This is a genomic window from Marinobacter profundi (assembly GCF_002744715.1).
Classification (GTDB): Bacteria; Pseudomonadota; Gammaproteobacteria; order Pseudomonadales; family Oleiphilaceae; genus Marinobacter; species Marinobacter profundi.
On sequence record NZ_KZ319371.1, the window covers coordinates 207,914 to 232,275 of the forward strand.

Genomic DNA, 24,362 nt, shown 5'->3' on the forward strand with positions numbered 1-24,362 from the left:
GAAACGGGCATCAGAACGGGAAGCGGCAGCACCGGGAGTCAGCAGGCACCGGTTCGCGGTAATGTCAGGGTAACAAAGGCAGGATCAGAAGTTCCATTTCAGGTTCAGGCAGGCGCCTTCTTCAAGCAGCGCAACACCATGATCCGGGCGGGCCGCATGGGAGGCGTAATAGCGCTCATTAGCATAAGACTTGCTGAGCTTCAGGCTGAGCAGGCGGGAACCAATCTCGGCGAGGGCATCCGAGGTGTCGTCGGAGTCAAAATCGCCCGACATCTGCTCCTGCAACTCGTAGATATCCTGCTGCGGAATCTCATCCGCAAAAACGCGATTCTCACCCGCTTCGGCACGAACCACGAAAGCGACCATATTCAGAGCGAGAAGTGCGATAAAAATGCGAATAATCATGGGACCACAACGACCTTTTCAGGGTTGGAAATTCTAGAGCCTTACCCTGCTAAAGTCTAATGATTGACACCCTAAAAGATGTGAAAACCGACACATTTGGGTCGGTTTTTTGTCACGTTAAGTCAACTTTAGTGTCAAGAAATACTCGGTTTTGTTGTCGAATGTAATCCGCAGCCGCTCAATGGCTATCCCGGGGAACCGACAATCCCCGGGATAGCCCTGCCAGAACTAGGGGCAGGGGTAGGTATAACGGGCGTGGATCGCCTCGATCTCCGTCAATACCTCATCACTGAGGGTGACCGTTGCTGACTCCAGGTTCTCCCGCAACTGCGTCATGGTGGTGGCACCAATAATATTGCTGGTCACAAAGCTGCGACCGGTGACATAGGCCAACGCCAGGTGCACCGGCGACAGATTATGGGCACGCGCCAGCTCCACGTAGGCGCGGACCGCAGCATCGCCCTGCTCCCGGGTATAGCGACTGAACCGCTCGAACAGGGTGAGGCGACCGGCCGGGGGACGCTGCCCGTCCAGGTACTTGCCAGACAGGGTACCAAAGGCCAGCGGGGAGTAGGCCAGCAATCCGACGTCCTCGCGATGGGCAATCTCCGCCAGCCCCACCTCGAATGAACGATTGAGCAGATTGTAAGGATTCTGGATACTGGCCACCCGCGGCCAGCCCTTCTCCCGCGCCAGCCGCAGGTACTCCATGGTGCCCCAGGCGGTCTCGTTGGACAGCCCGACGTGACGGACCTTGCCCTCCTTTACCAGCTCGTCGAGGGCACCCAGGGTCTCCTCGATCGGCGTCATTTGTTCGTCGGCCTTGTGGACATACCCCAGCTTGCCGAAGAAATTGGTATTGCGGTCCGGCCAGTGGACCTGGTAGAGATCGATATAGTCTGTTTGCAGGCGCCGCAGGCTGTCCTCACACGCCTTGCGGATATGGTCACGGGTCAGTCTGGGGCCGTTGCGCAGATAACCCAGTCCATTCCCCGGCCCGGCCACTTTCGAGGCGATCACCAGGTCGTCGCGCCGGCCGCGGCGGGCCAGCCAGTTCCCCAGAAACGTCTCGGTCAGCCCCTGGGTTTCCGCACGCGGTGGCACCGGATACATTTCGGCCGTATCGATAAAATTGATCCCGGCAGCGGTTGCCAGATCCAGTTGTTCAAAGGCTTCCTGTTCGCTGTTCTGCTCGCCCCAGGTCATGGTACCAAGACAGATTTCAGTCACTTCGAGGCCGGTTTTGCCGAGCGTGCGCTTCTGCATGTTTCCTCCGGTTCAGATCCACCTAACGGGTAAAAGTATTGTCACAGGACTGTCGCCTGACTGTCACACGGGCTTTCCATAGTGGAACCATGAACCAGGCCAGTTTCACAGGAAGCACCATGACGGAAAGCCCCCAGCCCCCGGGACGGACCAGCCACATTACCATTGTTTCGGAGACCTTTCCTCCGGAGATCAATGGTGTGGCAAACACGCTCCGGCACCTGTGTCACGGACTGATGGCGCGCGGCCACCGGGTGACTGTCGTCAGACCCCGGCAGCGCCACGAAACCACCGGCACGGCTGACGGCCCGGGTGACGCCCTGTTCACCGCTGAGCACCTGGTTGCCGGCCTGCCCCTGCCCGGCTACGCCGACCTGCGTTTCGGCCTGGTTCGCAAACGCACCCTGGTCCGCTACTGGCAGGACTGCCGGCCCGATGCCGTTTACGTTGCCACCCAGGGACCGCTTGGCGTGGCCGCCATTGCGGCCGCCCGCAAGCTGGACCTGCCGGTCATCTCCGGCTTCCATACCAATTTCCACAGCTACAGCCATTACTACGGCGCCGGTTTTCTTGAGAAATTCCTCTGTGCCTATGGCCGCTGGTTCCACAACCAGACCGCGGTAACCCTGGTGCCGACCGGTCGCATGCAGCGGACTGTTGCGGCCATGGGCATTACACCGACCGCCATCTGGAGCCGGGGCGTGGATTGCAACCGGTTCTCGCCCCGCAAGCGGGATGACGACCTGCGCAGCAGCTGGGGACTGCGCCCCGGCGATCGTGCGGTGCTCTACGTCGGACGCCTGGCCTCGGAGAAAAACCTGCAAATGGCCGCCGCCTGTTTTGAACGCATCCGCGGCATCCACCCCGCCGCCCGGTTCGTCCTGGTGGGCGACGGGCCACTGCGCCAACGCCTGGAGAACCGCCACCCGGACTATATTTTCTGTGGCATCCGCCGCGGCGAGGACCTGGCAAGGCACTACGCCTCCGCCGACCTGTTCCTGTTCCCCAGCAAAACTGACACCTTCGGTAACGTGGTCACCGAGGCCATGGCCAGCGGGCTGGCGGTGATTGCTTTTGATGATGGTGCTGCCAGCGAGCATATCCGTCACGAAGAGAATGGCATGAAAGCGCGCCTTGACGATGACGATGGCTACATTGATGGCGCACTCCGGCTGACTGACCAGCCAACCCTGCTGAGCCGGGTTCGCACCCAGGCCCGGCTGGACGCCCTTGACCTCAGCTGGCAGGCCCAGGTCGAACAATTCGAACAACTGGTACTGAAGCCACCCACAAAGGCCAAACACCATGTCCTCGACAAGCAAAGCGTCTCGCTTCTTTAACCTGGTGGATCAACGGGAATTCGCCCTGTGCCAGGCGATCAACCGGTCCACCCGCTTCCGCCCGGTACTGACCTATTTCCAGGTAGTTTCAAGGCTCGGTGACGGCTGGCTGTGGTATGCCGTCATCCTCGCCATGCCCCTGCTGTTTCCCACCAACGGACTGGCGCTCGGCCTGCTGCTGGCCCTTACCGGACTGTGCTGCACCCTGATCTACAAGCTGCTGAAACGCTGGCTAATCCGTGAACGCCCGTTTATCTCCTTCCCGTCCATCAGCTGCGGTACGCCGCCGCTGGACCGTTACAGTTTTCCCTCCGGGCACACCCTCCACGCCGTCTGTTTTACCACCGTTCTGGCCCTTACCGCGCCGACCATGGCCTGGGCCCTGTTGCCCTTCACCCTGAGCGTGGCGGCGTCACGGGTGATTCTCGGCCTCCACTACCCCAGCGACGTCATTGCCGGCGCCATCATCGGCGGCGCCATGGGGGTGGTCATGGTGAACGGACTGGGGGACAGCCTGGTGACGGTGTTTGGCGGCTGAAGGTCAGGACAGCGGATGATGCCGGCGTCAGTCGAATAACCGCAGCTGCATGACCGGCGCGTCGTCATTACGGAACCGCACCCCGAGGCCCAGCAGCCGGACCGGCCGCTGGCTGTCGGTCACCAGCTCATCGAGCAGCGGGCGGTAATCATCGACGGCCGGTTCGCGGACCTGGTCGCGGATCCGCTCCAGGGTATGGGTGGAAAAGTCACTGTACCGCACCTTGACGAACAACTTGTGCAACGGCTTGTGACCGGCCTTGCGGCTCAGCCGCCGGTTGAGGTCATCCACCAGCCCGCCAAGTACCGCCTCGCACGCTTGTTTGTCCGGCAGGTCACGGGAAAACGTCCGCTCGACACTGACCGACTTGGCTATCCGGGTAACCACCACCGGCCGTTCGTCCCGGCCATGGGCCATTTCGAATAACCTGAAGCCTTGCTTGCCGAAGCGCTCGCTGAGCACCTCCACCCCAACCCTTTGCAAATCGCTGCAGGTACTGACGCCCATGTCGTGGAGTCTGGCGGCTGTCACCTGGCCCACCCCGAACAGTTTTTCCACCGGCAGGGTTGCCACGAAAGCGGCCACATCCTGCGGACGGATCACAAACAGGCCGTCAGGCTTGTTCCAGTCGCTGGCAACCTTGGCGAGGAACTTGTTGGGGGCCACGCCGGCAGACACGGTAATACCTACCTCGTCACGCACCCGCCGGCGCAGGTACTCCGCCATCAGGGTGGCGCTGCCGTGATGGCTGTCCACCTCGCTGACATCCAGGAATGCCTCGTCCAGCGACAACGGTTCGACCAGATCCGTGAGCTCCCGGAAAATATCCATCACCTGTTTTGACACGGCACGATAACGCGCCATGTCCGGCGGCACGGTCACCAGTCCGGGGCACAGGCGGCGCGCCTCACCGCCGGGCATGGCCGAGCGCACCCCGAATTCACGGGCGCGGTAGTTGCAGGTGGTGACGACGCCGCGGCCACCCTCACCGCCTACCGCCAGCGGCACATGGCGCAACGACGGATCGTCACGCATCTCCACCGCCGCATAAAAGCAGTCACAGTCGAGGTGTATAATCTTGCGCTGACTCAGGGACATGGCGACCGGGTAACCAATCTGTACATATATACAGCCTTGTATCTTACGGTAACATGCCGAGAATGTCAGGAACCCTTCACTACGATGCGAGTATCTAATGACAACACCAATCCCGGAACAGACCCAGACTGAAATCGAAGCCGCTGCCTTCCGCCGCCTGGTCAGCCACCTGCAGGAACGTACCGACGTACAGAACATTGACCTGATGAATCTGTCCGGCTTCTGCCGCAACTGCCTGTCGAAGTGGTTCCGCGCCGAGGCAGCGGAGCGGGGCTTCGAGATTTCGGACCCCGAAGCCCGGGAACGCATTTACGGTATGCCCTACGAAGACTGGAAAGCCCGTTACCAGCAGGGCCCGAAACAGGAACACAAAGACCACCATCAGGACAGCAACGGACCGGACGCATGAACATCAACGATGCCCTGCGTATTCACCTGGCCGCACTGGACGCCGGCCGCTCCGACTTTGCCGACACCCTGGCCCTGATCGAGCGCCACTTCGATTACCAGCCCACCGGCTTCCACAATGGCCCGCTGTTCAACGGCCCCGGGGAAAACGCCGGCTCCTGCCGGGTGTTCGCCCTCGGCCAGTACGGCAACCTGAGTGAAGCCGATACCCTCCGGCTGTTTGCCCAGCACTACCAGGAGGTAATGGATGAGCCCGCCGGCAGCAGCCACGGCAACATCCGCCAGTTCATCAGCACCGGCTGGTCCGGCATCCGCTTCGAGGGCCAACCGCTGCGCCTGAGGGCGGCCCCGTTAACCGAAGATGCCAGTGAAGGGAGTCGCTGATGAGTGAAACCGCGCCAGACCTGAAGCAGTGCTTCCAGCTCAAAAGCGCCAATGTGTCGATGACGGCCCTGGAGCTTTACTTCTATGATGAGACCGACTTCGAGAGCACCCTGCGGGACAAGATCAGCCAGGCCCCTGGCTTCTTCCGGGACATTCCGCTGATCATCAGCCTGGAGAAGTACGAAGGCCTCACCAGCGAACTGGATTTTTTCAAGATCATCGGCAGCTGTCGCCGTCACAACATCCATGTGATCGGCGTGCGCGGTGGCGATGACGACCAGCGCCGGCTCGCCCGCGGTGCGTCGCTGGCCCTGTTCCCGGCCGGTAGCCAACGCAACGGGCCGGCTCCGCAAGCCGACGGTCCCGGGCAGCCTGCCACCAGCACAGCGGAGCCGGAACCGGTTACCGTCGCTGAGACGGTGAGCGCGGCGACCCCGGCGCGGATCATCAGCCAGCCGGTCCGCTCGGGCCAGCAGGTCTATGCACCGGAGGGTGACCTGATCATTCTGGCCCCGGTGCAGGCTGGAGCCGAGGTACTGGCAGCAGGTAACATCCACGTCTACGGACCCTTGCGAGGTCGTGCCCTGGCCGGTATCCATGGCGCCGAATCGGCGCGGGTATTCTGTCAGTCACTGGAGGCAGAGCTTGTGTCCATTGCGGGACACTATAAAATCTCGGAAGATCTCCAGGACAACGGCTGGAAGTCCGCGGTCCAGATCCAGCTCAGGGACGACATGCTGGTGGTTACGCCACTGGACAGGGCCTGACCGGTTAGCACTGTACTGAACATGAATGAAACATAAACACCGGAACGTTCGTAGCAGGGCCGCTGCACAAGAGCCTGACGAAACATCCACAGCAAAACAGGATTGCAACCTTGGCTAGAATCATTGTCGTTACCTCAGGAAAGGGTGGCGTAGGCAAAACCACTACCAGCGCCTCCATCAGCACCGGTCTCGCCAAGCGGGGCCACAAGACCGTCGTCATCGATTTTGACGTAGGCCTGCGCAACCTCGATCTCATCATGAACTGCGAGCGCCGGGTGGTGTACGACTTCGTCAATGTCATCCAGGGCGAGGCCTCCCTCAACCAGGCACTGATCCGGGACAAGCGGGTCGATACCCTGTACATCCTGCCGGCCTCCCAGACCCGGGAAAAAGAAGCCCTGACCCGGGAAGGTGTCGAGAAGGTCATCAACGAACTCTCCGAAACCTTCGACTACATCGTCTGCGACTCCCCGGCCGGCATCGAACATGGCGCCCTGATGGCGCTCTACTATGCCGACGAAGCCATCGTAGTGACCAACCCGGAAGTGTCCTCGGTGCGGGATTCCGACCGTATCCTGGGCATCCTGCAGAGCAAGTCCCGCCGCGCCGAGATGGGCCTTGATCCGGTTCGTGAACACCTGCTGCTGACCCGCTACAACCCCGCGCGGGTGGAAAAAGGCGAAATGCTGTCGGTCGCGGACGTCGAGGAGATTCTTGCCATCCCGCTACTGGGCGTGATTCCCGAGTCCCAGGTGGTGCTGAACGCCTCCAACCAGGGCGTACCGGTCATCCTTGAGGCCGAGAGCGATGCCGGCCAGGCTTACGACGACGCCGTCGCCCGCCTGCTCGGCGAGGAGCGAGAGCACCGCTTCATGACAGCTCAGAAAAAGGGCTTCTTCTCACGGATGTTCAAGGGAGGCTAACGGATGAGTTTCCTCGATTACTTCAGAAGCAAGAAAACCGGCACTGCCAGCGTTGCCAAAGAACGCCTGCAGATTATTGTGGCCCATGAACGGGGCCAGCGGGAGCAACCGGACTACCTGCCCCAGCTGCAGCAGGAGCTGCTCGCGGTCATTCGCAAGTACGTGCAGATCGACGATGACATGGTGCAGGTCGAAGTAGACCGCAACGAACGCTGCTCGGTTCTCGAACTCAACGTCACCCTGCCGGAACACTAGGCACCCCGGGTCGTCCTGCCGCTGCACGGCGGCAGGCTACCCAAAGGGCCATTACCAGCGCGCGTAATGGTCCTCCATCAGCCCCCTCAGCCCCGTTACGGCTAGTTCCCGGCCCTGATCGTCCACCACAACACCCTCAAAGGTGCCGGCAAACTGGCGGAAGTTAGAGGCCAGCACCAGCGCATTCAACCGCTCCCTGCGTACGCCGGCCGGCACAAAATGCAGGTCCACCCGACCGTCACTGGTGGTTACCCGCCAGGGTGTTTCCGGCCGGTAGCGGTCAAAGCGGAAGTCTGCCAGGCCCAGCCGGATGCAGCGGCCGTCGAGCCATAACGCGTTCTCGGTGACGCCGGTTTCGTTGACGCCCGCCGCCAGGTTCAGCCCCAGGGACCGGCCATCGCCAAGCCGCCCCGCCAGACAGGCCCAGTTCCACGCGGTTTCACGCCGCATAAAACCGCAACTCCAGTCGATAGAGCCCCGGCACTGCTCATCACAGCGCCACACCCGGTCGCCCCAACGCACTTCGCCATCCACCGGCAGGCCAGCGGACTTGCGGGTGAACGCCCAGCCGTTATAGCCGGCGCGGCTGACCAGGCGGAGGGGGTCCTCGTCCTGTTGCAGGTCGAGCAGGATACGGATATCCCCGGGCGCGGTGATCGTCAGCTGACGGGAATGGCCATCGGCCAGGATCCGCATGTCCACACCGCCCTTGCGATAGTGGGCCGCGCCATCCTCGGGCCGCGGTTCAATATGGGTACCCCGCGCCAGTGGCTGCAGGCTACTGTGTTCCAGCAGGGCTCCGGAGGTGAAGTCGTAGAGATAGAAAAAACCATTGGCGATCAGCTTGAGATCCGCCACGGCCGCCCCGAACACCCAGTCCCGGGCCATGACCCCGATGAACTGGAACTGGTTGAAGCGCCAGCGCCGTGCCAGCCGCGAGCGACGCCGGTCCATCACATTTCTCAGGTCGTAGTCGAGATAATTGACCTCCGCAACGGCCTGCGGTAACACCCCGGGTGTCACCTGGCCACGCTCATCAATCAGTTTGCCGTCGTATCCATTCATCGCAATCCACTCATCAAATCGGGCCATTTTCCGGGATCAGGCAACCCGCCGGGTTACCCAGTTCACAAACCTCCGGTTACACCCCGCAGGCCCCGGGGGCGCCATGCTAGACTCCGCCAAAATCCATCAGGGAAGTCTACTCCATGGCCAATCAACGCGCCCATACCGTAACGGGCCGGCTGACCGCGCTGGTCTGTATCACGGTTCTGCTGGCCACCAGCGCCCGGCTCTCGGCCGCGCTGCCGGCCGAAACCGACCCTGCCTGGACGCTGCGCAAGGAAGCCGGCGCCATCCGGGTCTACACCATCAACCAGCCTGACTCTGACTTCAAGGCCTTCAAGGCAGAGGCGGTGATGGACGTCCCCCTCGAAAACCTGATGGCCGTGATGGTCAACCCGCAGTCCTGTGTCGAATGGGTCCACAACTGCAGCGAGTCCTATGCCTTTGGTGACGGCCACTTCCACGACCGCTTCGCGTATTCCGTCAACGACATGCCATGGCCGGTTGCAGACCGGGACTATGTCCTGCATATCCGCACCCGCGGCGACCGTACCAGCGGTGAGATCATCATGGATCTCAACGCCACCCCCAATCGCCGCGACCCGGTTGAGGGCCATGTCCGGGTCGACCGTTCCGATACCCTGTACCGATTCGTTGCCCAGGGTGATCAGACCCGCATGGTCTGGATCCAGCACACCGATCCTAACGGAGCTATCCCGGGCTGGCTGGTAAATACCCTGCTGGTGGATATCCCGGTACGATCCATGGAACAGCTCGAACGCGTCGCCCGTACCGAACGCTACCAGGACCATCGGCTGATCTGGAACCAGGACGGCGAACTGGTTGGCGTGGAAGGAAATCCCTGATCGGAGGTGACGGCGCCGGTCTGAAACGCTAAGCTTCCCGATAGCAGGACCCACAACTGGCAGGACTCCGTTTAATGACCGTTCTCGCTTACGAGATCATGACTCCCAGCATCAAGGCCGTTCCCCAATCCTGGACCATGGACCGGCTGGCCCGCTTCCTCACCGACAACGAAATCACCGGCAGTCCGGTCACCGACGAAACCGGTGAGATTGTGGGCATTGCCACCCTCAAGGACATCACCGAGTTTCGCTGGAACGCCTCCCGCAGTGAGGGCGGCAAGCAGCTGACTGCTGAAGAACAGGAAGAGGCCCGTCGCCTGCGCATGGTGATTTTCGAGGAAATGGCAAAAGTGCCGGTGGAAGTCAGGGACATCATGACCCCGATCGTACTTTCGGTTGACGAACGGACGCCGGTACGCGAAATTGCCGACATTATGATGCGTGAGCACCTGCACCGGATCTTTGTCACAAAAGATCAGAAAATAACTGGCATCATAACAACTTACGATATGCTAAAACTCATTTCAGACAAGGCACTGACCACCCGCTGCGCCGGGGAAGACTGACCCGCCAGCAACCCACAGCCGCCTGCCCAGAGAGGTATCGAGCCTTATGCCAAGAGCACCGCAAGCTCGCAAAAAAATGTATGTTCTCGACACCAACGTGCTGATCCACGACCCCAACGCCCTCCTCAACTTTGAAGAACACGACGTCATCATCCCGATGACGGTCCTCGAAGAACTCGACAGTCTCAAATCCGGCAAGCAGGCGGTGGCGGCCGACTGCCGGCAGGCGATCCGCCACATCGACAAACTGCTGGGCGATGCCACCCCGAAAGAGATCGAAAAGGGCGTGCCGATCGTGCGGGGCAAGGCTGACCCTCTGGGCACCCTGTCCATCCTGATGAGTACCGAGGGCCTGGCCGACCACGCCCTGCCCAATAACCTGAACGACAACAAGATCATCAACAGCCTGGCCGCGCTGCAAAGCCGTCACAAGAGCCGGGAAATCATCCTGGTGAGCAAGGACATCAACATGCGGCTGAAGGCCCGTGGATTCGGGGTCGAAGCCCAGGATTACCACAACGACCAGCTGCTGGATGACATCGACCTGCTGCCCCAGGGCTACCGTGAGTTCCCCAACTCGTTCTGGGAAACCATCGCCAAGGTGGAAACGTTGCAGCGGGAAGGCATCACCGAACACATTCTCAAGCGCGAGGGCGAGCTGGCCAAGCTCAACATCAACGAGTTTGTCATTGACCAGCAGGGCTTCATCGGCAAGGTGACCGACCTGAGCGACACCCAGGTGGTGATCCGCGACCTGCACCAGCACGACTTGATGAATGAAGAGGTCTGGGGCCTGGTACCGCGGGATATCTACCAGGCCATGGCCCTGAACCTGCTGCTGGACCCCGACATCCACCTGGTCAACCTCACCGGCTCCGCCGGCTCCGGCAAGACCATCCTGGCACTGGCGGCCTGCATCGAAATGACGGTGGCCAGCAAGATGTACAAGCGCATCATTGCCACCCGCAGCACCCAGGGCCTGGATGAAGACATCGGCTTCCTGCCGGGCACCGAGGCGGAAAAAATGGAGCCCTGGCTTGGCGCCATCGTGGACAATCTGGAGGCACTTCACGAGGACGACGAGAACATGACCGCCAGCGTCGACTACATCCTCAGCAAGGTGCCCCTGCACTTCAAGTCGATGAACTACATCCGCGGCCGCAGCTTCCAGCACAGCCTGATCATCATTGACGAGTCCCAGAATCTGACGCCACACCAGATCAAGACCATCATCACCCGGGCAGGCAACGGCTCGAAGGTGATCTGCCTGGGCAACCTGGCGCAGATCGATACGCCCTACCTCAGTGCCCTGAGCTCCGGGCTGACCTACATGACGGAGCGCTTCAAGGGCTTCCGTCATGGTGGCCATATCCATCTGCAGGGCGTGCCCCGCTCGGCGCTGGCCGAGTATGCCGAGGCCAACCTCTGACACGGTACTGACGGGGCCCGGACATCCGGTGTCCGGCCCCGCCAGCATCGCCAATAACACGCCACCAACGCCGCCCCGACCTGTTGGCCAAACCGACAGCCCGCCCGGGCTATCTGGCCATCCACGAAACCGCGCCGCCGCCTTACTGTGAAGCCAGTCACACTCCGTAACTGTCGAAACAAATAATTACAAAGGCGAGACCATGAACCATCGGACATCCCCGGCCCTGATTGGCCTGAGTACACTGTTGTTGGCCGCCTGTGGCGGCGGGGGCGGCGACACCGCAGCGACCTCTCCCATCGCCCAGCCCGAAGCTATCGTCGGTGGCGACCGCGAAGTGCATGAGAACGACGCCAGCGCCAGGCCGCTACCTGCCAGCCTTGCCGCACTGGCGCCGGCCTCCTGCCAGCGCGAGGAGGATCTGGCCGGCGGGCGCAGCTATCGGGTCGAAATGCCCTCCCGCATCGACGGTGCCGCCATTGTGTTCAACGTCTTCGAGCCCGCCCAGTTTGACTGCCAGGGCGGCCATCCACTGATTCTTCAGGGCCACGGCTTCAGCGGTTCGCGCTCCACCAGCGCCGGGGAAGATCCGCTGTCGCCGATCGAGCCACTGGTGGATGCCGGCTATGCTGTCATCAGCATTGACCAGCGCGGCCATGGCGAGAGCGGCGGCACCATCCGGGTGATGGATCCGGACTTTGAAGGTGAGGACCTGGTGCAGATTGTGGACTGGGCCGAAGCCAATCTGGACTACCTGAAATACCGTGATGACAACCTGTTGCTGGGCGCCGTCGGCGGCAGTTATGGCGGTGGTTTCCAGTATCTGCTGTACAACGTGGATCCGGACCGGCGGATGGATGCCATGGTCCCGCAGATAACCTGGCACGACCTGACCTACAGCCTGAATCCGGGCAATGTCACCAAGAACTACTGGCTGGCCTTCCTGTCGGTCATGGGTGACACCGGCAGCGGCGGCTCCATGGACCCGTTCCTGCGGTCGTCGCTGCTGGACGGTATCCTGCAGAACCGCTTCCCGGATACTGCCCTGGATTTCTTCCACTACCACAGCCCGAGCTACTTTGCCGACAACGAGCGCGGGCTTGAGCTGTACGACAGCGGTAACAGCCAGGAATACCTGCTGGACCCGATCACGGGCCAGCTTCCGGTCACCAGTGACGGCCGTTACATCATCAAGACACCCCGAAGCATGCCCTACCCGGTGGATGTGCTGATGTTCCAGGGCATGCGCGACAGCCTGTTCCCCTTCAACGATGCCTATGACAACTACCTGGCAATGACCAGGGCCGGGGGCGACGTGCGACTGCTGACCTACCCGTTCAGCCATCATTACCTGGCGCCAAACGTGGGGCTGATCCAGGAAACCCTGGACAGTCTGGGCTTCTACGGTGAGGCCCTGCCGGAACTGCCGGCCGAGGGCCTGAATGTGCTGGCCAGCTGCGGCGACATCGGAATCAATCAGGCGACTCTCGCCTGGTTCAACGACAAGCTGCTGGGGAAAGGGGACGCGGATAACGTCATCACCACCGGCCAGCAAATCTGCTACACCTTGTCGCCGGGCGACAGCGTATCCGCCCCGGAAGTGACGGTGGGCGGCGCCAGCTTCCCCATTGCCTACGACCTGCTCGGCCAGCAACTGCCGGTAGTCGCACCGATCGGGGTACTGGGTGCTGTACCCACACTGGTGCCGCTGCTGACGGTCGAGGAAGACGCCGTCATTGCCGGCATTCCGACCGCCGAGCTGTCCCTGAGCCTGGGCGATGCGGCCCTCGATGAGCTGTGCCTCGACAGCTCGGACCCGATGGCCGCCACCGGCACCTGTGACGCAATCCTGTTCCTCGGGGTGGGCGTGGTCCGCGGCGGCGCCAGTATCCCGGAGCTGATTGATGAACAGGTTCAACCGGTTCGCGGCCTGGGCAGTCACCGCATCCAGCTCACCGGTATCGCCGAGCGACTGAACGCCGGTGACCAGCTGGTGCTGATGCTGTACGGCCAGCACCCGACCTTCGTCGGCGCCTTCTCGCGGGACCTGGCCAGCCAGTATGTGACGGTCAGCGGTCAGGTGGCGTTACCGGTGCTGAGTGCGGACGGCCAGGCACCATTTACAGTGTCAGCATCGAACTGAGCAACCAAACCCTCGCAGCTCAGGCACGGGCGCGCTTGCCGGTGCGTGAGCTGCGACGCAGCAGCGCACCCGCAACCAACGGGATAGCCACCAGAACACCACTGCCCACGGCGCGCAACCAGTCGGCCAGGTGCAAGGGGCTCAGATGAAGCGCCACCGCAACGGCATCCGGCTGGATTAACAGGGGAGCGGATAGCAGACCAGCCACCGTAACCATTACCGCCACCCTCCCCCTGAGCCGGCTCAGGCCAGCTGTCATCACCGCTCCTGCAACGATCAGTGTCGCAAGTGCCATCGAACGGGCATGAGCCACATCCTGCATTTCGCCCAGGCTGCGCAGGAAACTCCAGTAGATCAGGGCGGTCGTCAGCAGGCCCACAACGAGCACCTGGATAACATCCTGGCGGGAGAACAGAATTGCCTTGCCGGTTCGCGTCGCCAGCGGTAAGCGGGCGTGTTCCGGAAGGTTCTGGAACACCAGCAAGGCGGTTGGGTGAATAATGAGCTCAAGCCAAACGATGTGGATTGGCAGATACAGCACCGGAAACCCCAGCAACGGAATCAGCGTTGCCGTGATGACCAGCGGGATGTGAATCATCAACAGGTACTGGAAGCTCAGTTTCAGGTTACGGAACAGCTGCCAGCCTTCCTCCATGGCACGGACGATGGTGCGAAAGTTATCGTCCATCAACACGATCGATGCGACTTCACGGGCACTTCGGGTACCGCGCTCGCCCATGGCGATGCCGATGTCCGCCGCCTTCAACGCCGGTACGTCATTGACCCCATCTCCGGTGACCGCCACCACTTCTCCCCCGGCCTGCAGGGCCTTGACCAACTGCAGTTTAACCGTCGGTACCGCCCGGGCAACGACATCCACCCGCTCCAGATCATCGGAGTCGCCACTGGCGAGACAGGCACTGAGTTCATCGCCCGTAAGCACCCGCGGGGTTGCTCCCCCCAGGCCAATCTCCCGCGCGACGGCCGTCGCGGTCAGCGGATGATCCCCCGTCACCATAATGACCCGGATTCCTGCCGCCAGACAGCTGCGCAATGCCTCGGCCACACCCTCCCGCACCGGATCCTCGAACGCGAGTAAACCGCTGAAGCTAAAGCCGGTATCCGGTTCAGTGTCGACGGCGTGGCCTGGCGGCAGTACACGGTGCGCACAGGCAATGACCTTGTGACCGGTGGCCGCCAGCTCCGCCACCCGGTCCAGCCACTGCTGCCGTGTCGCGGCATCCTCAGCGCTGAGAGCCAGGACGGTTTCCGGCGCGCCCTTGACCGCTGCCTGCAGAGTGCCCCCCTGGCGAAATAGGTTGGTCTCGTGTTTGCGGTCTTCGGTAAAGGGAAAGCTCGCTACCGGTTCAATCGGCGGATGCTCCGCAACGGCCTCAAGAATGGCTGCATCCATGGGATCACCCGATTCCCCACGCGAGGCAGCGGCTGCTATCTGCAGCAGGATCGCACTATAACCCTCCGCAGGAAACTGATGCGCCAGGACCAGCTGACCGGCGGTCATCGTCCCGGTCTTGTCAGAGCAGATGGCGGTTACCCGGCTGATGTTCTCCACCGCCACCGCACGCCGGACCAGAGCCCGGCGCCGCGCCAGCCGGAACACGCCCAGCCCCAGAAAAAAAGTCAATACGACGGGAAACTCTTCAGGAAGCGCGGCCACCGCCAGCGTCACAGCACTGAGTATGGCATCCAGCATGCCGTGCCCCTGCCACAACCGGGTCAGCGCGAGTACCAGGCAAATTACCAGCGCAACGGCGAGCAATACCCGCACCAGTTCCGCAACCGCCTGCTGCAGCGGCGTCCGTTTCAAGGTACCTTCCACCGCCGTACGAACGATTTCACCGTAGGCCGTTTCCCGCCCGGTGTAGGCAATGCGGACGCGGGCCATGCCTGTCAGCACCCGTGTTCCGGCGAACCCCCAGCCATCACTGTCCGCATCGCCGGCCACGGCACCGTCCGGACCTGAGCGTACCCCGCTTTTGCGCACCGGGTAGGCTTCACCGGACAGCACCGATTCATCGACCTGCACGTTGTCGGCAGCGACAATCAGTCCATCGGCAGGAAAAGGCTCGCCGGCACGTACCTCAACCAGATCTCCCGGCACGATGTCTTCGGACGGCACCGTCACCGGGGTAGTGCCCACCAGTACCCGTGCGGAAGTCAACAACTGGCTTTTAAGGCCTGCCGTCGAGGCCTGGGTGCGATGGTGCAGGAAGGCGTCCATGCCCAAAAACGGGATCAGGGCAACGACCATCACAACGGCTTCCGTCCACTCGCCCACCAGGAAAAATACCGCAGCGGTGCCTATCAGGAACCACAGCATCGGGTCCCGGAGTGAATCCTGCAGTACGCTCCAGATACCGGACCGGCCATGCTCAACAATGCGATTGGGACCATAGCGCAGCAGCCGTTCGCCACGCTCCTTCTCATTGAGGCCTGACAAGGAGCCCGCAAGGCCGGTCAATCGGTCTGTGGGTATCAACTGTTTCATTAGGCAAGATCCCTCCGCACCAACACTGTAAGCCTCAACGGGAAGTTCTTACCGGGGACTGACCTTGGGTCTGTCCCCGGAGTGTGCTTCGCCGTCAGTCTTTGAACTCCGCCTTGTCGAGGCCGTGTTTCTTCATCTTGTCGTAGAGGGTCTTGCGGGCAATGCCCAGTTGCACCATGGTGTCCTTGATGCTGCCGTGGCAGTGGTTGAGGGCACTGATGATGGCTGAGCGTTCGAAGCCGTCCATCATTTCCGCCAGGGTCTGACGGCCGGATACGTTACCGGCGGCGACGGGGTCACTCTCGTTCAGCGCCGCAGGGCCCAGCAGCACATAGCGCTCGGCCAGGTTGCGCAGCTCCCGCACATTGCCCGGCCAGCTGTGCTGCATCAGCCGCGCGGCCTGGCCGGCATCCAGCGGCACACTTTCCCGGTCATAGCGGGCGGCAGCAATCAGTACGAAGTGGTGGAACAGCAGCGGGATATCTTCCTTGCGCTCCCGCAAGGGCGGAATATCCACCTTGACGACGTTCAGCCGGTAAAACAGATCCTGACGGAAGGTGCCTTCGTCACTGAGTTTTTTCAGGTCGGCCTTGGTTGCGGCGATGACCCGCACATCCACATCAATTTCCTGATTGCTGCCGAGCCGCTCCACCCGGCGCTCCTCCAGCACCCGCAGCAGTTTGATCTGCAGGGGCATTGGCATGCTTTCCACCTCGTCGAGGAACAGCGTGCCCTTGTCGGCATACTCGATCTTGCCGATGCGACGCTTGTCAGCCCCGGTAAAGGCCCCCGACTCATGGCCGAACAGTTCGCTTTCGATCAGGTTCTCTGGCACCGCGCCACAATTGATGGCCACAAAGTTGTGGCTGCTGCGGGGGCTGTTTTCATGGATGTAGCGGGCAATGGCGTCCTTGCCGGAGCCGGTTTCCCCGTGCAGCAGGATGTTGGCGGATATATCCAGCAGCGGATCAATGGTCGCCATGACCTTGCGCATCGACGGCGAGTCGCCAAGGATTCGGGGCCCGGGGCGGGCCAGCAGGCGCAACTGGGCGCGCAACCGGCGGTTTTCCAGCGCCAGGTGGCGCTTTTCCAGGGCGTGGCGCAGCAGCTCAATCAGCTCGTCATGGTCGAACGGCTTCTCGATAAAATCATAGGCGCCCTGCTGCATGGCGGACACCGCCGTACTGATGTCCCCCTGACCGGTCAGGATGATGACCGGAATCGCCTCATCCAGCTCACGGATTTTCGCCAGCAGCTCGAGGCCGTCCATACCCGGCATGTTGTAGTCACACAGCACGATGCCTTCGTAGTCCCGGGAAATGGCCGCCAGACTGGAGGCGCCGTCGGCAAAGCAGGCCACCGGCAAATCCTCCAGGGTCAGGGTCTGGCCCATCGCCTGCCGGATGTGCGGGTCATCATCGACAAATATTACCGCCGGCTCTGTCATTCCTCTCCCTCTCGCTTGTTCAGTGTCAACACAAACTCGGCCCCGGGGCTGTCGGCACGGTTACGGCCGGTCAGGCTCCCCCCCAGGGCATCCACGATCTGCCGGGATATCGACAACCCCAGCCCCAGGCCCTGCTTCATGGACTTGGTGGTGTAGAACGGCTCGAAGATCTGCTCGGTATCCGCCGGCAGCCCGGAACCGTTGTCCCGCACCCGGCAACGCCAGCACCCGTCGTCGCTGGCGATATCAATGGTGATGGCCGGCTGGTCAACTCCCTCGACAGCCTGCACCGCGTTGGCCAGCAGGTTCACCATCACCTGCTCCACCCGGATCAGGTCACCATGACACATCACCGCATCCGCCGGCCGCTGCCAGTCAAAATCAATGCCTTCGCTGGCAGTCTGGGCGCCAATGATTTTCAGCGCGGCATCAATGGCCAGCCGCAGATCCACGCTGCTCGGCGGTCCCTCTGATTTGCGCGCAAACACCTTGAACTGGCGGGTCAGCTCGGCCATCTTGTCGCACAGCACGATGATCTCGTTCAGATTGGCGTCCACCATGTCGCTGGCCCCCCGCTCAAGGAAGCGGCGGCTGTTGCGGGCATAGGCCTGGATCGCCGTCAGCGGCTGGTTCATTTCATGGTTCAAGCCGGCGGACATCTGCCCGAGCACCGCCAGCTTGGCAGCCTGAATAAGCTCCTGCTGGGTTTCCCGCAGTTCGTCCTGGGCCTTTTCCCGCTCCGCGATCTCTGCCATCAGCTGTGCGTTGGAGCGCTCCAGGTCGGCGGTGCGTTCTGCCACCCGCTGCTCCAGCTGCTCGCCCCGCAACGCCAGTTCGGCCTCGCGGCGATAGCGCTCCCGCAGGTAGAGCCAGGCCAGGAAGCAGCCAAAGAACAACGCGGCTCCACCCACCACAAAACCCAGCCGTATCCACAATACCGGACGGGTACCCACCATCACCTGCAGCACCCAGTCCATGCGGGGCAGCGGTGTGCGCACACTGAGAAACTCCCGTACCTCGCCATCTTCGGTCAGGCGAACCCGGACTGACTGGTCCGAAAGGCCGAAGGGGCGATCAAGGTAGTCAATGGCAATCGGCAGCAACTGACGGCGGGGGTATCGCTCCAGGGTCTGGGAGCCCTTGTTGGCCGCACTGTCAGGCTGGAAATCCCGGTACAGCCAGCGCGGGCGACTCGCCAGGAAGCTGATGCCCGCGCCGTCCAGCACAACCATTTCCGCCTCCCGTAATGCCGCCGGCCGGTGCCATTGGGATTCCAGCTCATGAACCAGCACCTTGACCGAAATGATCCCCAGTACCCGGCCATCGTGATCCCGGACCGGATGGGAGAAATACAGCCCACGCTCACCGGACATCAGTCCGAGGGCAAAATAGATGGCTGCACCGCCGCTTGCCACTGCCTCGCTGAAGTAGGGCCGGAAACTGAAGTTACGGCCCACGAAGCTGTCGGACTGGAGGTAATTGTTGGCCGCAATGGTCAGCCCCGTCAGATCCATCAGGTAGACGTCTGAACTGCCGACGATGGTGGCCATGCGCTGCATTTCTTCATTGGCGCGCAGGATCGCACCGGCGTCCTGTGGCGCCCGCAGGGCCTCGGCGAGCAGCGGGTGCTCGGCCATCAGTTCGGGAATGGGAAGGTAACGATTGAGTTCATTGGCCACCAGCTGCCGGTAGCGGAAGGCTTCTTCCAGGCTTTCCTGTTCGACCTGGCGATAACCCGCCCAGCCACCCAGCCACCAGGAGGCAGCGAGGGTCAGGGCAAACAGAACAACAGCACCGATTCGGTAGGACATTACACCGCTAACCTGCAGTAAAGTCGCCAGCGTAGCGGCGACCGGGGGCCAGCACAAGCCCGCAACCCCGTCGGCATAAAGCGCCCACGGGGATACGGAACCGGCATCCCTGCCGGTCGTTGCGGTATCAGGCTGTGGCCAGTTTCAGTCTGCGCTGGCGCTGGAGGAGAAACGCCACCACGGTGAGGCCGATACCGGCAAGGTCGGTCCACAGACCGCCCTCGATCATCAGCAGTGCGGCAGCAATCAGCATGATCCGGGTCAGCCACAGGGCACTCACTTTGGCGAACCAGCCCAGCACACCACCGGACAGCAGGTACACACCAAAAGTCGCGGTGACCAGGGCGCGGGCAATCTCGAACCATGCACCTTCCATCAGCAGCGCACTGTTGTAGAAGAACATAAAGGGAACGATGAAGGCAGCAATGCCGATACGGAACGAGGCCACCGAGGTTTCCATGGCGTTGGCGCCGGAAATACCCGCCGCCGCATAGGAAGCCAGGGCCACCGGAGGCGTAATGGCAGACACCACCGCAAAATAGAACACGAAGAAGTGCGCCGTCAGCGGCTCAATACCCAGCTGCACCAGGCCCGGCGCCACCACAGATGCGGCCACCGCATAGGCCGCCGTGGTCGGCATGCCCATACCCAGCAGGATGGAGATGAACATGGCGAACACCAGCGCCAGCAGATGGCTTGCGGCCGCCACATCCAGCAACAGTACCGAGAACCGGGCGCCTACGCCGGTCAGGGAAATCACGCCCACGATGACACCCGCCGCAGCGCACACCACGATGATCTGGATCGACATGATGGCCGCAATCTCAAGGGCATTGAGAATCTGGCGGATGCCCATCTTGTTCGGCGACAGCCAGCTGACCACCGCCGCAGACACCGTTGCCAGCGTACCGGCACGGATGACCGAATACCCCATGAACAGGGCCACAATCAGGATGATAATCGGCACGAACAGGTAGCACTGCCGAATCATCCGGGACAGCTTGGGCAGCTCGTCCTCACGCATGCCACGCATGCCCAGCTTGGCCGCCTCGAAATCCACCATGAAGTAGACCGAAGCAAAGTACAGGATGGCCGGAATGATCGCGGCAATGGCAATCTCGGTATAGGGAATACCGGTAATCTCCGCCATGATGAAGGCGCCCGCGCCCATGATCGGCGGCATGATCTGGCCACCGGTAGACGCCGCAGCCTCAACCGCGCCGGCAGACTTCTTGCTATAACCCACCTTTTTCATCAGCGGGATCGTCAGCGAACCGGTAGACACCACGTTACCGGCACTGGTGCCGTTGATCATCCCCATCAGGCCGGAGGCAAAAATCGCCACCTTGGCAGGACCGCCGCGGGACCGGCCGGCCGCCGCAAACGCAAAGTTGACGAAGTAGTCACCCACCTTCGACGCCTGCAGGAAGGCGGCAAAGATGATGAACAGGATGATGTAGGTGGAAGACACCGCGGTGGTCGGCCCAAGGATACCGGCATCGGTATACACCTGGCTGAAGAAACGCTGCACCGACAGCCCCGGATAACCGAGGAAGCCCGGCAGGTAGGGACCGGCGAAGACATACACCAGGAAAACCAGGCCGATGGTCACCAGAGCCATGCCCGCCACCCGGCGTGTCAGCTCCATAATCAGGGCGGTACCGGCGATGGCCGCAAAGGAAATACCAATAGGGGCGAATGAGGTACCCGTCGACATCCGCATCGCCGAGTTATAGGCCACCAGGAAGTAGGCGGCAACCGCCAACGAACAGACAATCAGCACCAGGTCAGGAATACTGAACCGGCTGCGCCGGCGCTGGTGGAACCAGCTCATCACGATGCCCACAGCAGTGGCCACCAGCAGCGGCCAGCCAAAGTGCCAGGTTTCCAGCTCGGCGGCAATTCGCAGGGTGCCGGACTGCACCTGGCTGTAGAAAGAACCGGTCTGGTAAAGCGCGTACAGGGCCGGCAACAGGGCCACGGCAGCGATCCAGGTGGTCCAGCGGTGGCGGGCCTCGCCCTCTTCCTCGGACACAAAACGGGCACCGGCATACAACATGAAGCCCAGCACCAGGGCACCGGCAATGTGGACAATCCGGAACGACCAGGTTTCCAGCGGTGCAATATTGAGGACGTACAGGTGAAAGGACGAATACGCAATGGCCAGCAGGATGAACAGCTTCAGCAAGCCGCCCTCAAAAAGCCGTCGGTTCTCCTCAATAGGCTCTTCATCGACGTCGTGGGCGAGAACGTGGTCGGCGTCCTCGGTAATCTTGGGGGTGTAGTGTGATTGGTTTTCAGTGGTCATGATGCACCCTGCAAACGGGGAATCCGGGGCCGGCAAGACACCGGCGAGTAATGGGAGCCGCCGCAGCGGCTCCCTCAGGCAACAGGCTTACTGCTTGATCTTGTCCGCTTCGATGGTATACCCGTTTTCGTTAAACCAGCGAGCTGCACCGGCGTGCCATGGCAGCACGTTGTTCTTGGTGTAGTTCTCCGGAATCGAGGTACGGGCCGCCTTGTGGATGGACACCATCTTGTCGTTGTTTTCCATGGTCAGCTTGGTCATTTCATAAACCAGGCTTTCGGAAACATCACAGTTGGCAACCGCAAAGTTCCACATGGAGACCACGCGGGAGTCCTTCTCAAGGGACTGGTAGGTGCTCGCCGGAATCACAAACTCCGAGACCGGATACGAATCGGTGATCTTCTTCAGCTCTTCGTCGGTCATGCCGATGATGTTCACGTCGGTCTGCACTTCAAGCTGGCTCACCGCCGGAATGGGCACGCCTGCCGCAAAGGCAACCACATCGATCAGGCCGTCCTGCAACTGACCACCCAGGTCAGACCAGCTGCCGTTACGACGCTCGAAGTCCACGCCCAGGGTTTCCATCATCTTCGGGAAATAGGTATCGGAGGTGGAACCCGCCGGACCGAAACCAATGGTCGCGCCCGCAGGAATGTCAGAGATGGACTTGATGCCGGAGCTGGTCAGCGCGGTTACCGAGAACGGTGTCTCGTACATCGGGAACATGGCGCATACGTTGTCCATCTTCATGCCCGGTGCCAGCGGGCTGTTGCCTTCCATGGACTCGCGGGCCGGACCCATAGTGGTCAGACCGAAGTTCAGGTCACCGGTGTGCACCAGGGCCATATTCTGCATCGGACCACCGGTAATCTCGGCGCCACCGGAAATGCCCAGGTTCTCGGCCACAAAGTTGGCCCAGCCAGCGCCATAGGCAAAGTAGGTTCCGCCCTGGCTGGCGGTACCCACTGTAAAGTTACCCGGCCAGTCGGACTTGTCCTGGGCGGAAACCGGACCTGCTACGGCGAGAGTGGAAACCAGTGCTGCTGCCATCACGGCTTGAGTCTTCATAGAGATTGCTCCCGATATCGTTGTGTTAGTTGGGTGCCAAGCGAAGCGACAGGGCTTCGATCTCTGTAAAGATAGCAAGGGTTGGGCCAGATTGTGGGAAATGCTTATGTGGTGCGGCCTCCGGGGACTCCGGGGAAAATCCGGGGGGACCGAATGGGTGGAAATTCACCCATCGAGATCTGTCATATGTGTCGACATCGACCCATTGACCAACTCACCACCGCCCCTGCAACGTCGCCACCACCCGCCGCGGCCCGCCGTGGTCGCGGTGCTCACACAGGTAAATGCCCTGCCAGGTGCCCAGTGCCAGTTTGCCATCGGTCACCGGGATGGACAGGGAGCTGCCGATCAGCACGCTCTTGATGTGGGCCGGCATGTCGTCCGGGCCCTCGGTGAGGTGTTCGTAGTGGGGTGCGTGCTGCGGCACCATTACGTTGAAGTGGCGTTCCAGGTCGCCCCGCACGTCGGGGTCGGCGTTCTCGTTGATGGCCAGGGAGGCGGAGGTGTGCTGGATAAACAGGTTGAGCAGGCCCACCTGGCAATTGGTCAGCGCGGGGCCCTGCGCCAGGATGTCATGGGTGACGAGGTGGAACCCGCGCGGCTGCGCCGGCAGGGTTATGGTGGTCTGGTCCCAGATCATGGCAGTTCTCCTTGATGGCGACGTGCTGGCCCCGGGCGGGTAGTGCCCGGAGCCGGCCGGCTATTTTTGCAGCTCATCCCACGGGTGGACCGGTACCACCGCCTCGCTGACTTCGGCTTCCACCGAGCTGCGGAAGTAATCCATGGCTTTTTCGGCTTCGCTGAGCTCGTCAAAGCGGGCAATGTGGTAGATCGCCTCGCCTTCATTGACCAGCGGCAGGTTGTTCACGCAGATCACGATACCGGAGCACGGCGAGGTGATGGCCACCTCGGCTTCGCCGAACGGATCCGCCACCATGGCCAGGCGCTGGCCTTTGCGCACTTTCTGGCCGAGACTGGCCACCGGGCGCATGATGCCGTCGATATCGGCCCTCACCCACTGGGAGTTGGCGGCGGTTTCCGAGCGTTTTTTCGGCGCCCGGGGGCCTTTTTTCTGTGGCACCATTTCCAGTTCCCGCATCACCCGGATCACGCCTTTGACACCGCTGGTGATGACAACCTCGTCAAAGCGCAGGGCCTCGCCGCCTTCGAAGGTGACCACCGGAATGTCGAGGGAGTCGGCATAGGCCCGCAGGCTGCCCTCCCGCAGGCCGGCGTTGATGATGACCGGTGCGCCGAAGGCCTCCGCCATGCGGGCGGTTTCCGGGTTCTTCAGTTCGGCCCGCACCTGGGGCAGGTTGAAGCGGTGAATGGCGCCGGTGTGCAGGTCGATAATGTGGGTGACGTGCTCCATGATCTGGGTCCGCAGCAGGTAGGCAATGCGGCCACCAAGCGACCCGCTTTCGCTCCCCGGGAAGCAGCGGTTGAGGTCACGGCGGTCCGGCAGGTAGCGGGAGCGCTGGACAAAGCCGAAGATATTGACGATCGGCACCGCCACCAGGGTGCCGCGCAGGTGCCGCAGCGCGGAATTGCGCAACACCCGGCGGACAATCTCCACTCCGTTGATCTCGTCCCCGTGAATTGCGCCACACACCATCAGCACCGGGCCATCGCGGCGGCCGTGGACCACCTCAACGGGAATATGCAGGGGGGTGTGGGTGTACAGCTTGGCAACCGGCACTTCGACGGTTGCCCGGGTGCCGGCCTTGATTTCGGTGCCGGCGATGACAAACGGAGCTCGGGCCAAG

General features: G+C 61.9%; 22 protein-coding genes. 11 read left to right on the top strand and 11 right to left on the bottom strand.

What is annotated here, in order from left to right:
- Nucleotides 1–84: 84 nt before the first annotated feature.
- Nucleotides 85–405 (bottom strand): hypothetical protein, encoded by a 321-nt coding sequence (locus CLH61_RS11275; RefSeq protein ID WP_099614837.1) that lies wholly within the window; start codon nucleotides 403–405, stop codon nucleotides 85–87.
- A gap of 228 nt (nucleotides 406–633) precedes the next feature.
- A complete protein-coding gene (locus CLH61_RS11280) occupies nucleotides 634–1,671 on the bottom strand; it encodes an NADP(H)-dependent aldo-keto reductase (protein ID WP_099614838.1) in 1,038 nt (345 codons plus the stop codon).
- A 119-nt stretch (nucleotides 1,672–1,790) separates the two neighbouring features.
- Here CLH61_RS11280 and CLH61_RS11285 point away from each other — a divergent pair, with 119 nt between their 5' ends.
- Together CLH61_RS11285 and CLH61_RS11290 are read left to right on the top strand one after the other, a co-directional pair.
- Nucleotides 1,791–3,011 (top strand): glycosyltransferase family 4 protein, encoded by a 1,221-nt coding sequence (locus CLH61_RS11285; RefSeq protein ID WP_099614839.1) that lies wholly within the window; start codon nucleotides 1,791–1,793, stop codon nucleotides 3,009–3,011.
- Nucleotides 2,977–3,549: a phosphatase PAP2 family protein gene (locus CLH61_RS11290; protein ID WP_099614840.1), complete on the top strand. Its 573-nt coding sequence runs from the start codon at nucleotides 2,977–2,979 to the stop codon at nucleotides 3,547–3,549. The genes CLH61_RS11285 and CLH61_RS11290 overlap by 35 nt, the downstream gene beginning before the upstream one ends.
- A gap of 27 nt (nucleotides 3,550–3,576) precedes the next feature.
- Here CLH61_RS11290 and dinB read toward each other — a convergent pair whose 3' ends face one another.
- Nucleotides 3,577–4,641, bottom strand: a complete 1,065-nt coding sequence (dinB, locus tag CLH61_RS11295) for a DNA polymerase IV (RefSeq protein WP_099614981.1) — start codon at nucleotides 4,639–4,641, stop codon at nucleotides 3,577–3,579.
- Between the two features lie 103 nt (nucleotides 4,642–4,744).
- Between dinB and CLH61_RS11300 the strand changes: the two genes are divergently transcribed.
- From CLH61_RS11300 to minE, 5 genes are all read left to right on the top strand, one after another.
- Nucleotides 4,745–5,056 (top strand): DUF1244 domain-containing protein, encoded by a 312-nt coding sequence (locus CLH61_RS11300; protein ID WP_099614841.1) that lies wholly within the window; start codon nucleotides 4,745–4,747, stop codon nucleotides 5,054–5,056.
- Nucleotides 5,053–5,439: a HopJ type III effector protein gene (locus tag CLH61_RS11305; RefSeq protein WP_099614842.1), complete on the top strand. Its 387-nt coding sequence runs from the start codon at nucleotides 5,053–5,055 to the stop codon at nucleotides 5,437–5,439. The genes CLH61_RS11300 and CLH61_RS11305 overlap by 4 nt, the downstream gene beginning before the upstream one ends.
- Nucleotides 5,439–6,206 (top strand): septum site-determining protein MinC, encoded by a 768-nt coding sequence (minC, locus tag CLH61_RS11310; protein ID WP_099614843.1) that lies wholly within the window; start codon nucleotides 5,439–5,441, stop codon nucleotides 6,204–6,206. The genes CLH61_RS11305 and minC overlap by 1 nt, the downstream gene beginning before the upstream one ends.
- Nucleotides 6,207–6,316: 110 nt before the next feature.
- Complete coding sequence (minD, locus tag CLH61_RS11315) at nucleotides 6,317–7,129, top strand: septum site-determining protein MinD (protein ID WP_099614844.1); 813 nt, start codon at nucleotides 6,317–6,319, stop codon at nucleotides 7,127–7,129.
- Nucleotides 7,130–7,132: 3 nt separating this feature from the next.
- On the top strand, nucleotides 7,133–7,384 hold the full coding sequence (minE, locus tag CLH61_RS11320; RefSeq protein ID WP_099614845.1) for a cell division topological specificity factor MinE: 252 nt from the start codon (nucleotides 7,133–7,135) through the stop codon (nucleotides 7,382–7,384).
- 51 nt (nucleotides 7,385–7,435) lie between these two features.
- Here minE and CLH61_RS11325 read toward each other — a convergent pair whose 3' ends face one another.
- Nucleotides 7,436–8,476 (bottom strand): DUF2804 domain-containing protein, encoded by a 1,041-nt coding sequence (locus CLH61_RS11325; protein ID WP_228152620.1) that lies wholly within the window; start codon nucleotides 8,474–8,476, stop codon nucleotides 7,436–7,438.
- Between the two features lie 116 nt (nucleotides 8,477–8,592).
- Between CLH61_RS11325 and CLH61_RS11330 the strand changes: the two genes are divergently transcribed.
- The 4 genes from CLH61_RS11330 to CLH61_RS11345 all read left to right on the top strand — a co-directional run bounded on the left by CLH61_RS11330 (nucleotide 8,593) and on the right by CLH61_RS11345 (nucleotide 13,453).
- Nucleotides 8,593–9,315: an START domain-containing protein gene (locus CLH61_RS11330; RefSeq protein ID WP_099614846.1), complete on the top strand. Its 723-nt coding sequence runs from the start codon at nucleotides 8,593–8,595 to the stop codon at nucleotides 9,313–9,315.
- A gap of 74 nt (nucleotides 9,316–9,389) precedes the next feature.
- Complete coding sequence (locus CLH61_RS11335) at nucleotides 9,390–9,881, top strand: CBS domain-containing protein (RefSeq protein ID WP_099614847.1); 492 nt, start codon at nucleotides 9,390–9,392, stop codon at nucleotides 9,879–9,881.
- A 76-nt stretch (nucleotides 9,882–9,957) separates the two neighbouring features.
- Nucleotides 9,958–11,310: a PhoH family protein gene (locus CLH61_RS11340; protein ID WP_099614848.1), complete on the top strand. Its 1,353-nt coding sequence runs from the start codon at nucleotides 9,958–9,960 to the stop codon at nucleotides 11,308–11,310.
- 202 nt (nucleotides 11,311–11,512) lie between these two features.
- Nucleotides 11,513–13,453 carry an alpha/beta hydrolase gene (locus CLH61_RS11345; RefSeq protein WP_099614849.1) on the top strand — a complete coding sequence of 647 codons (1,941 nt, stop codon included), beginning with the start codon at nucleotides 11,513–11,515 and terminating at the stop codon, nucleotides 13,451–13,453.
- A 19-nt stretch (nucleotides 13,454–13,472) separates the two neighbouring features.
- Here the strand turns inward: CLH61_RS11345 and CLH61_RS11350 are convergent, their stop codons facing one another.
- From CLH61_RS11350 to CLH61_RS11380, 7 genes are all read right to left on the bottom strand, one after another.
- Nucleotides 13,473–15,962: a cation-translocating P-type ATPase gene (locus tag CLH61_RS11350; RefSeq protein ID WP_099614850.1), complete on the bottom strand. Its 2,490-nt coding sequence runs from the start codon at nucleotides 15,960–15,962 to the stop codon at nucleotides 13,473–13,475.
- A gap of 94 nt (nucleotides 15,963–16,056) precedes the next feature.
- Nucleotides 16,057–17,409, bottom strand: a complete 1,353-nt coding sequence (locus CLH61_RS11355) for a sigma-54-dependent transcriptional regulator (RefSeq protein ID WP_099614851.1) — start codon at nucleotides 17,407–17,409, stop codon at nucleotides 16,057–16,059.
- Complete coding sequence (locus CLH61_RS11360; protein ID WP_099614852.1) at nucleotides 17,406–19,220, bottom strand: sensor histidine kinase; 1,815 nt, start codon at nucleotides 19,218–19,220, stop codon at nucleotides 17,406–17,408. Before CLH61_RS11360 ends, CLH61_RS11355 begins: the two co-directional genes overlap by 4 nt.
- 127 nt (nucleotides 19,221–19,347) lie before the next feature.
- Nucleotides 19,348–21,528, bottom strand: a complete 2,181-nt coding sequence (locus tag CLH61_RS11365; RefSeq protein WP_099614853.1) for a TRAP transporter permease — start codon at nucleotides 21,526–21,528, stop codon at nucleotides 19,348–19,350.
- A gap of 87 nt (nucleotides 21,529–21,615) precedes the next feature.
- Complete coding sequence (locus CLH61_RS11370) at nucleotides 21,616–22,596, bottom strand: TAXI family TRAP transporter solute-binding subunit (protein WP_099614854.1); 981 nt, start codon at nucleotides 22,594–22,596, stop codon at nucleotides 21,616–21,618.
- 214 nt (nucleotides 22,597–22,810) lie between these two features.
- Nucleotides 22,811–23,233 (bottom strand): secondary thiamine-phosphate synthase enzyme YjbQ, encoded by a 423-nt coding sequence (locus CLH61_RS11375; RefSeq protein WP_228152627.1) that lies wholly within the window; start codon nucleotides 23,231–23,233, stop codon nucleotides 22,811–22,813.
- Between the two features lie 63 nt (nucleotides 23,234–23,296).
- Nucleotides 23,297–24,361 carry a succinylglutamate desuccinylase/aspartoacylase family protein gene (locus CLH61_RS11380; protein WP_099614856.1) on the bottom strand — a complete coding sequence of 355 codons (1,065 nt, stop codon included), beginning with the start codon at nucleotides 24,359–24,361 and terminating at the stop codon, nucleotides 23,297–23,299.
- Nucleotide 24,362: the final 1 nt, after the last annotated feature.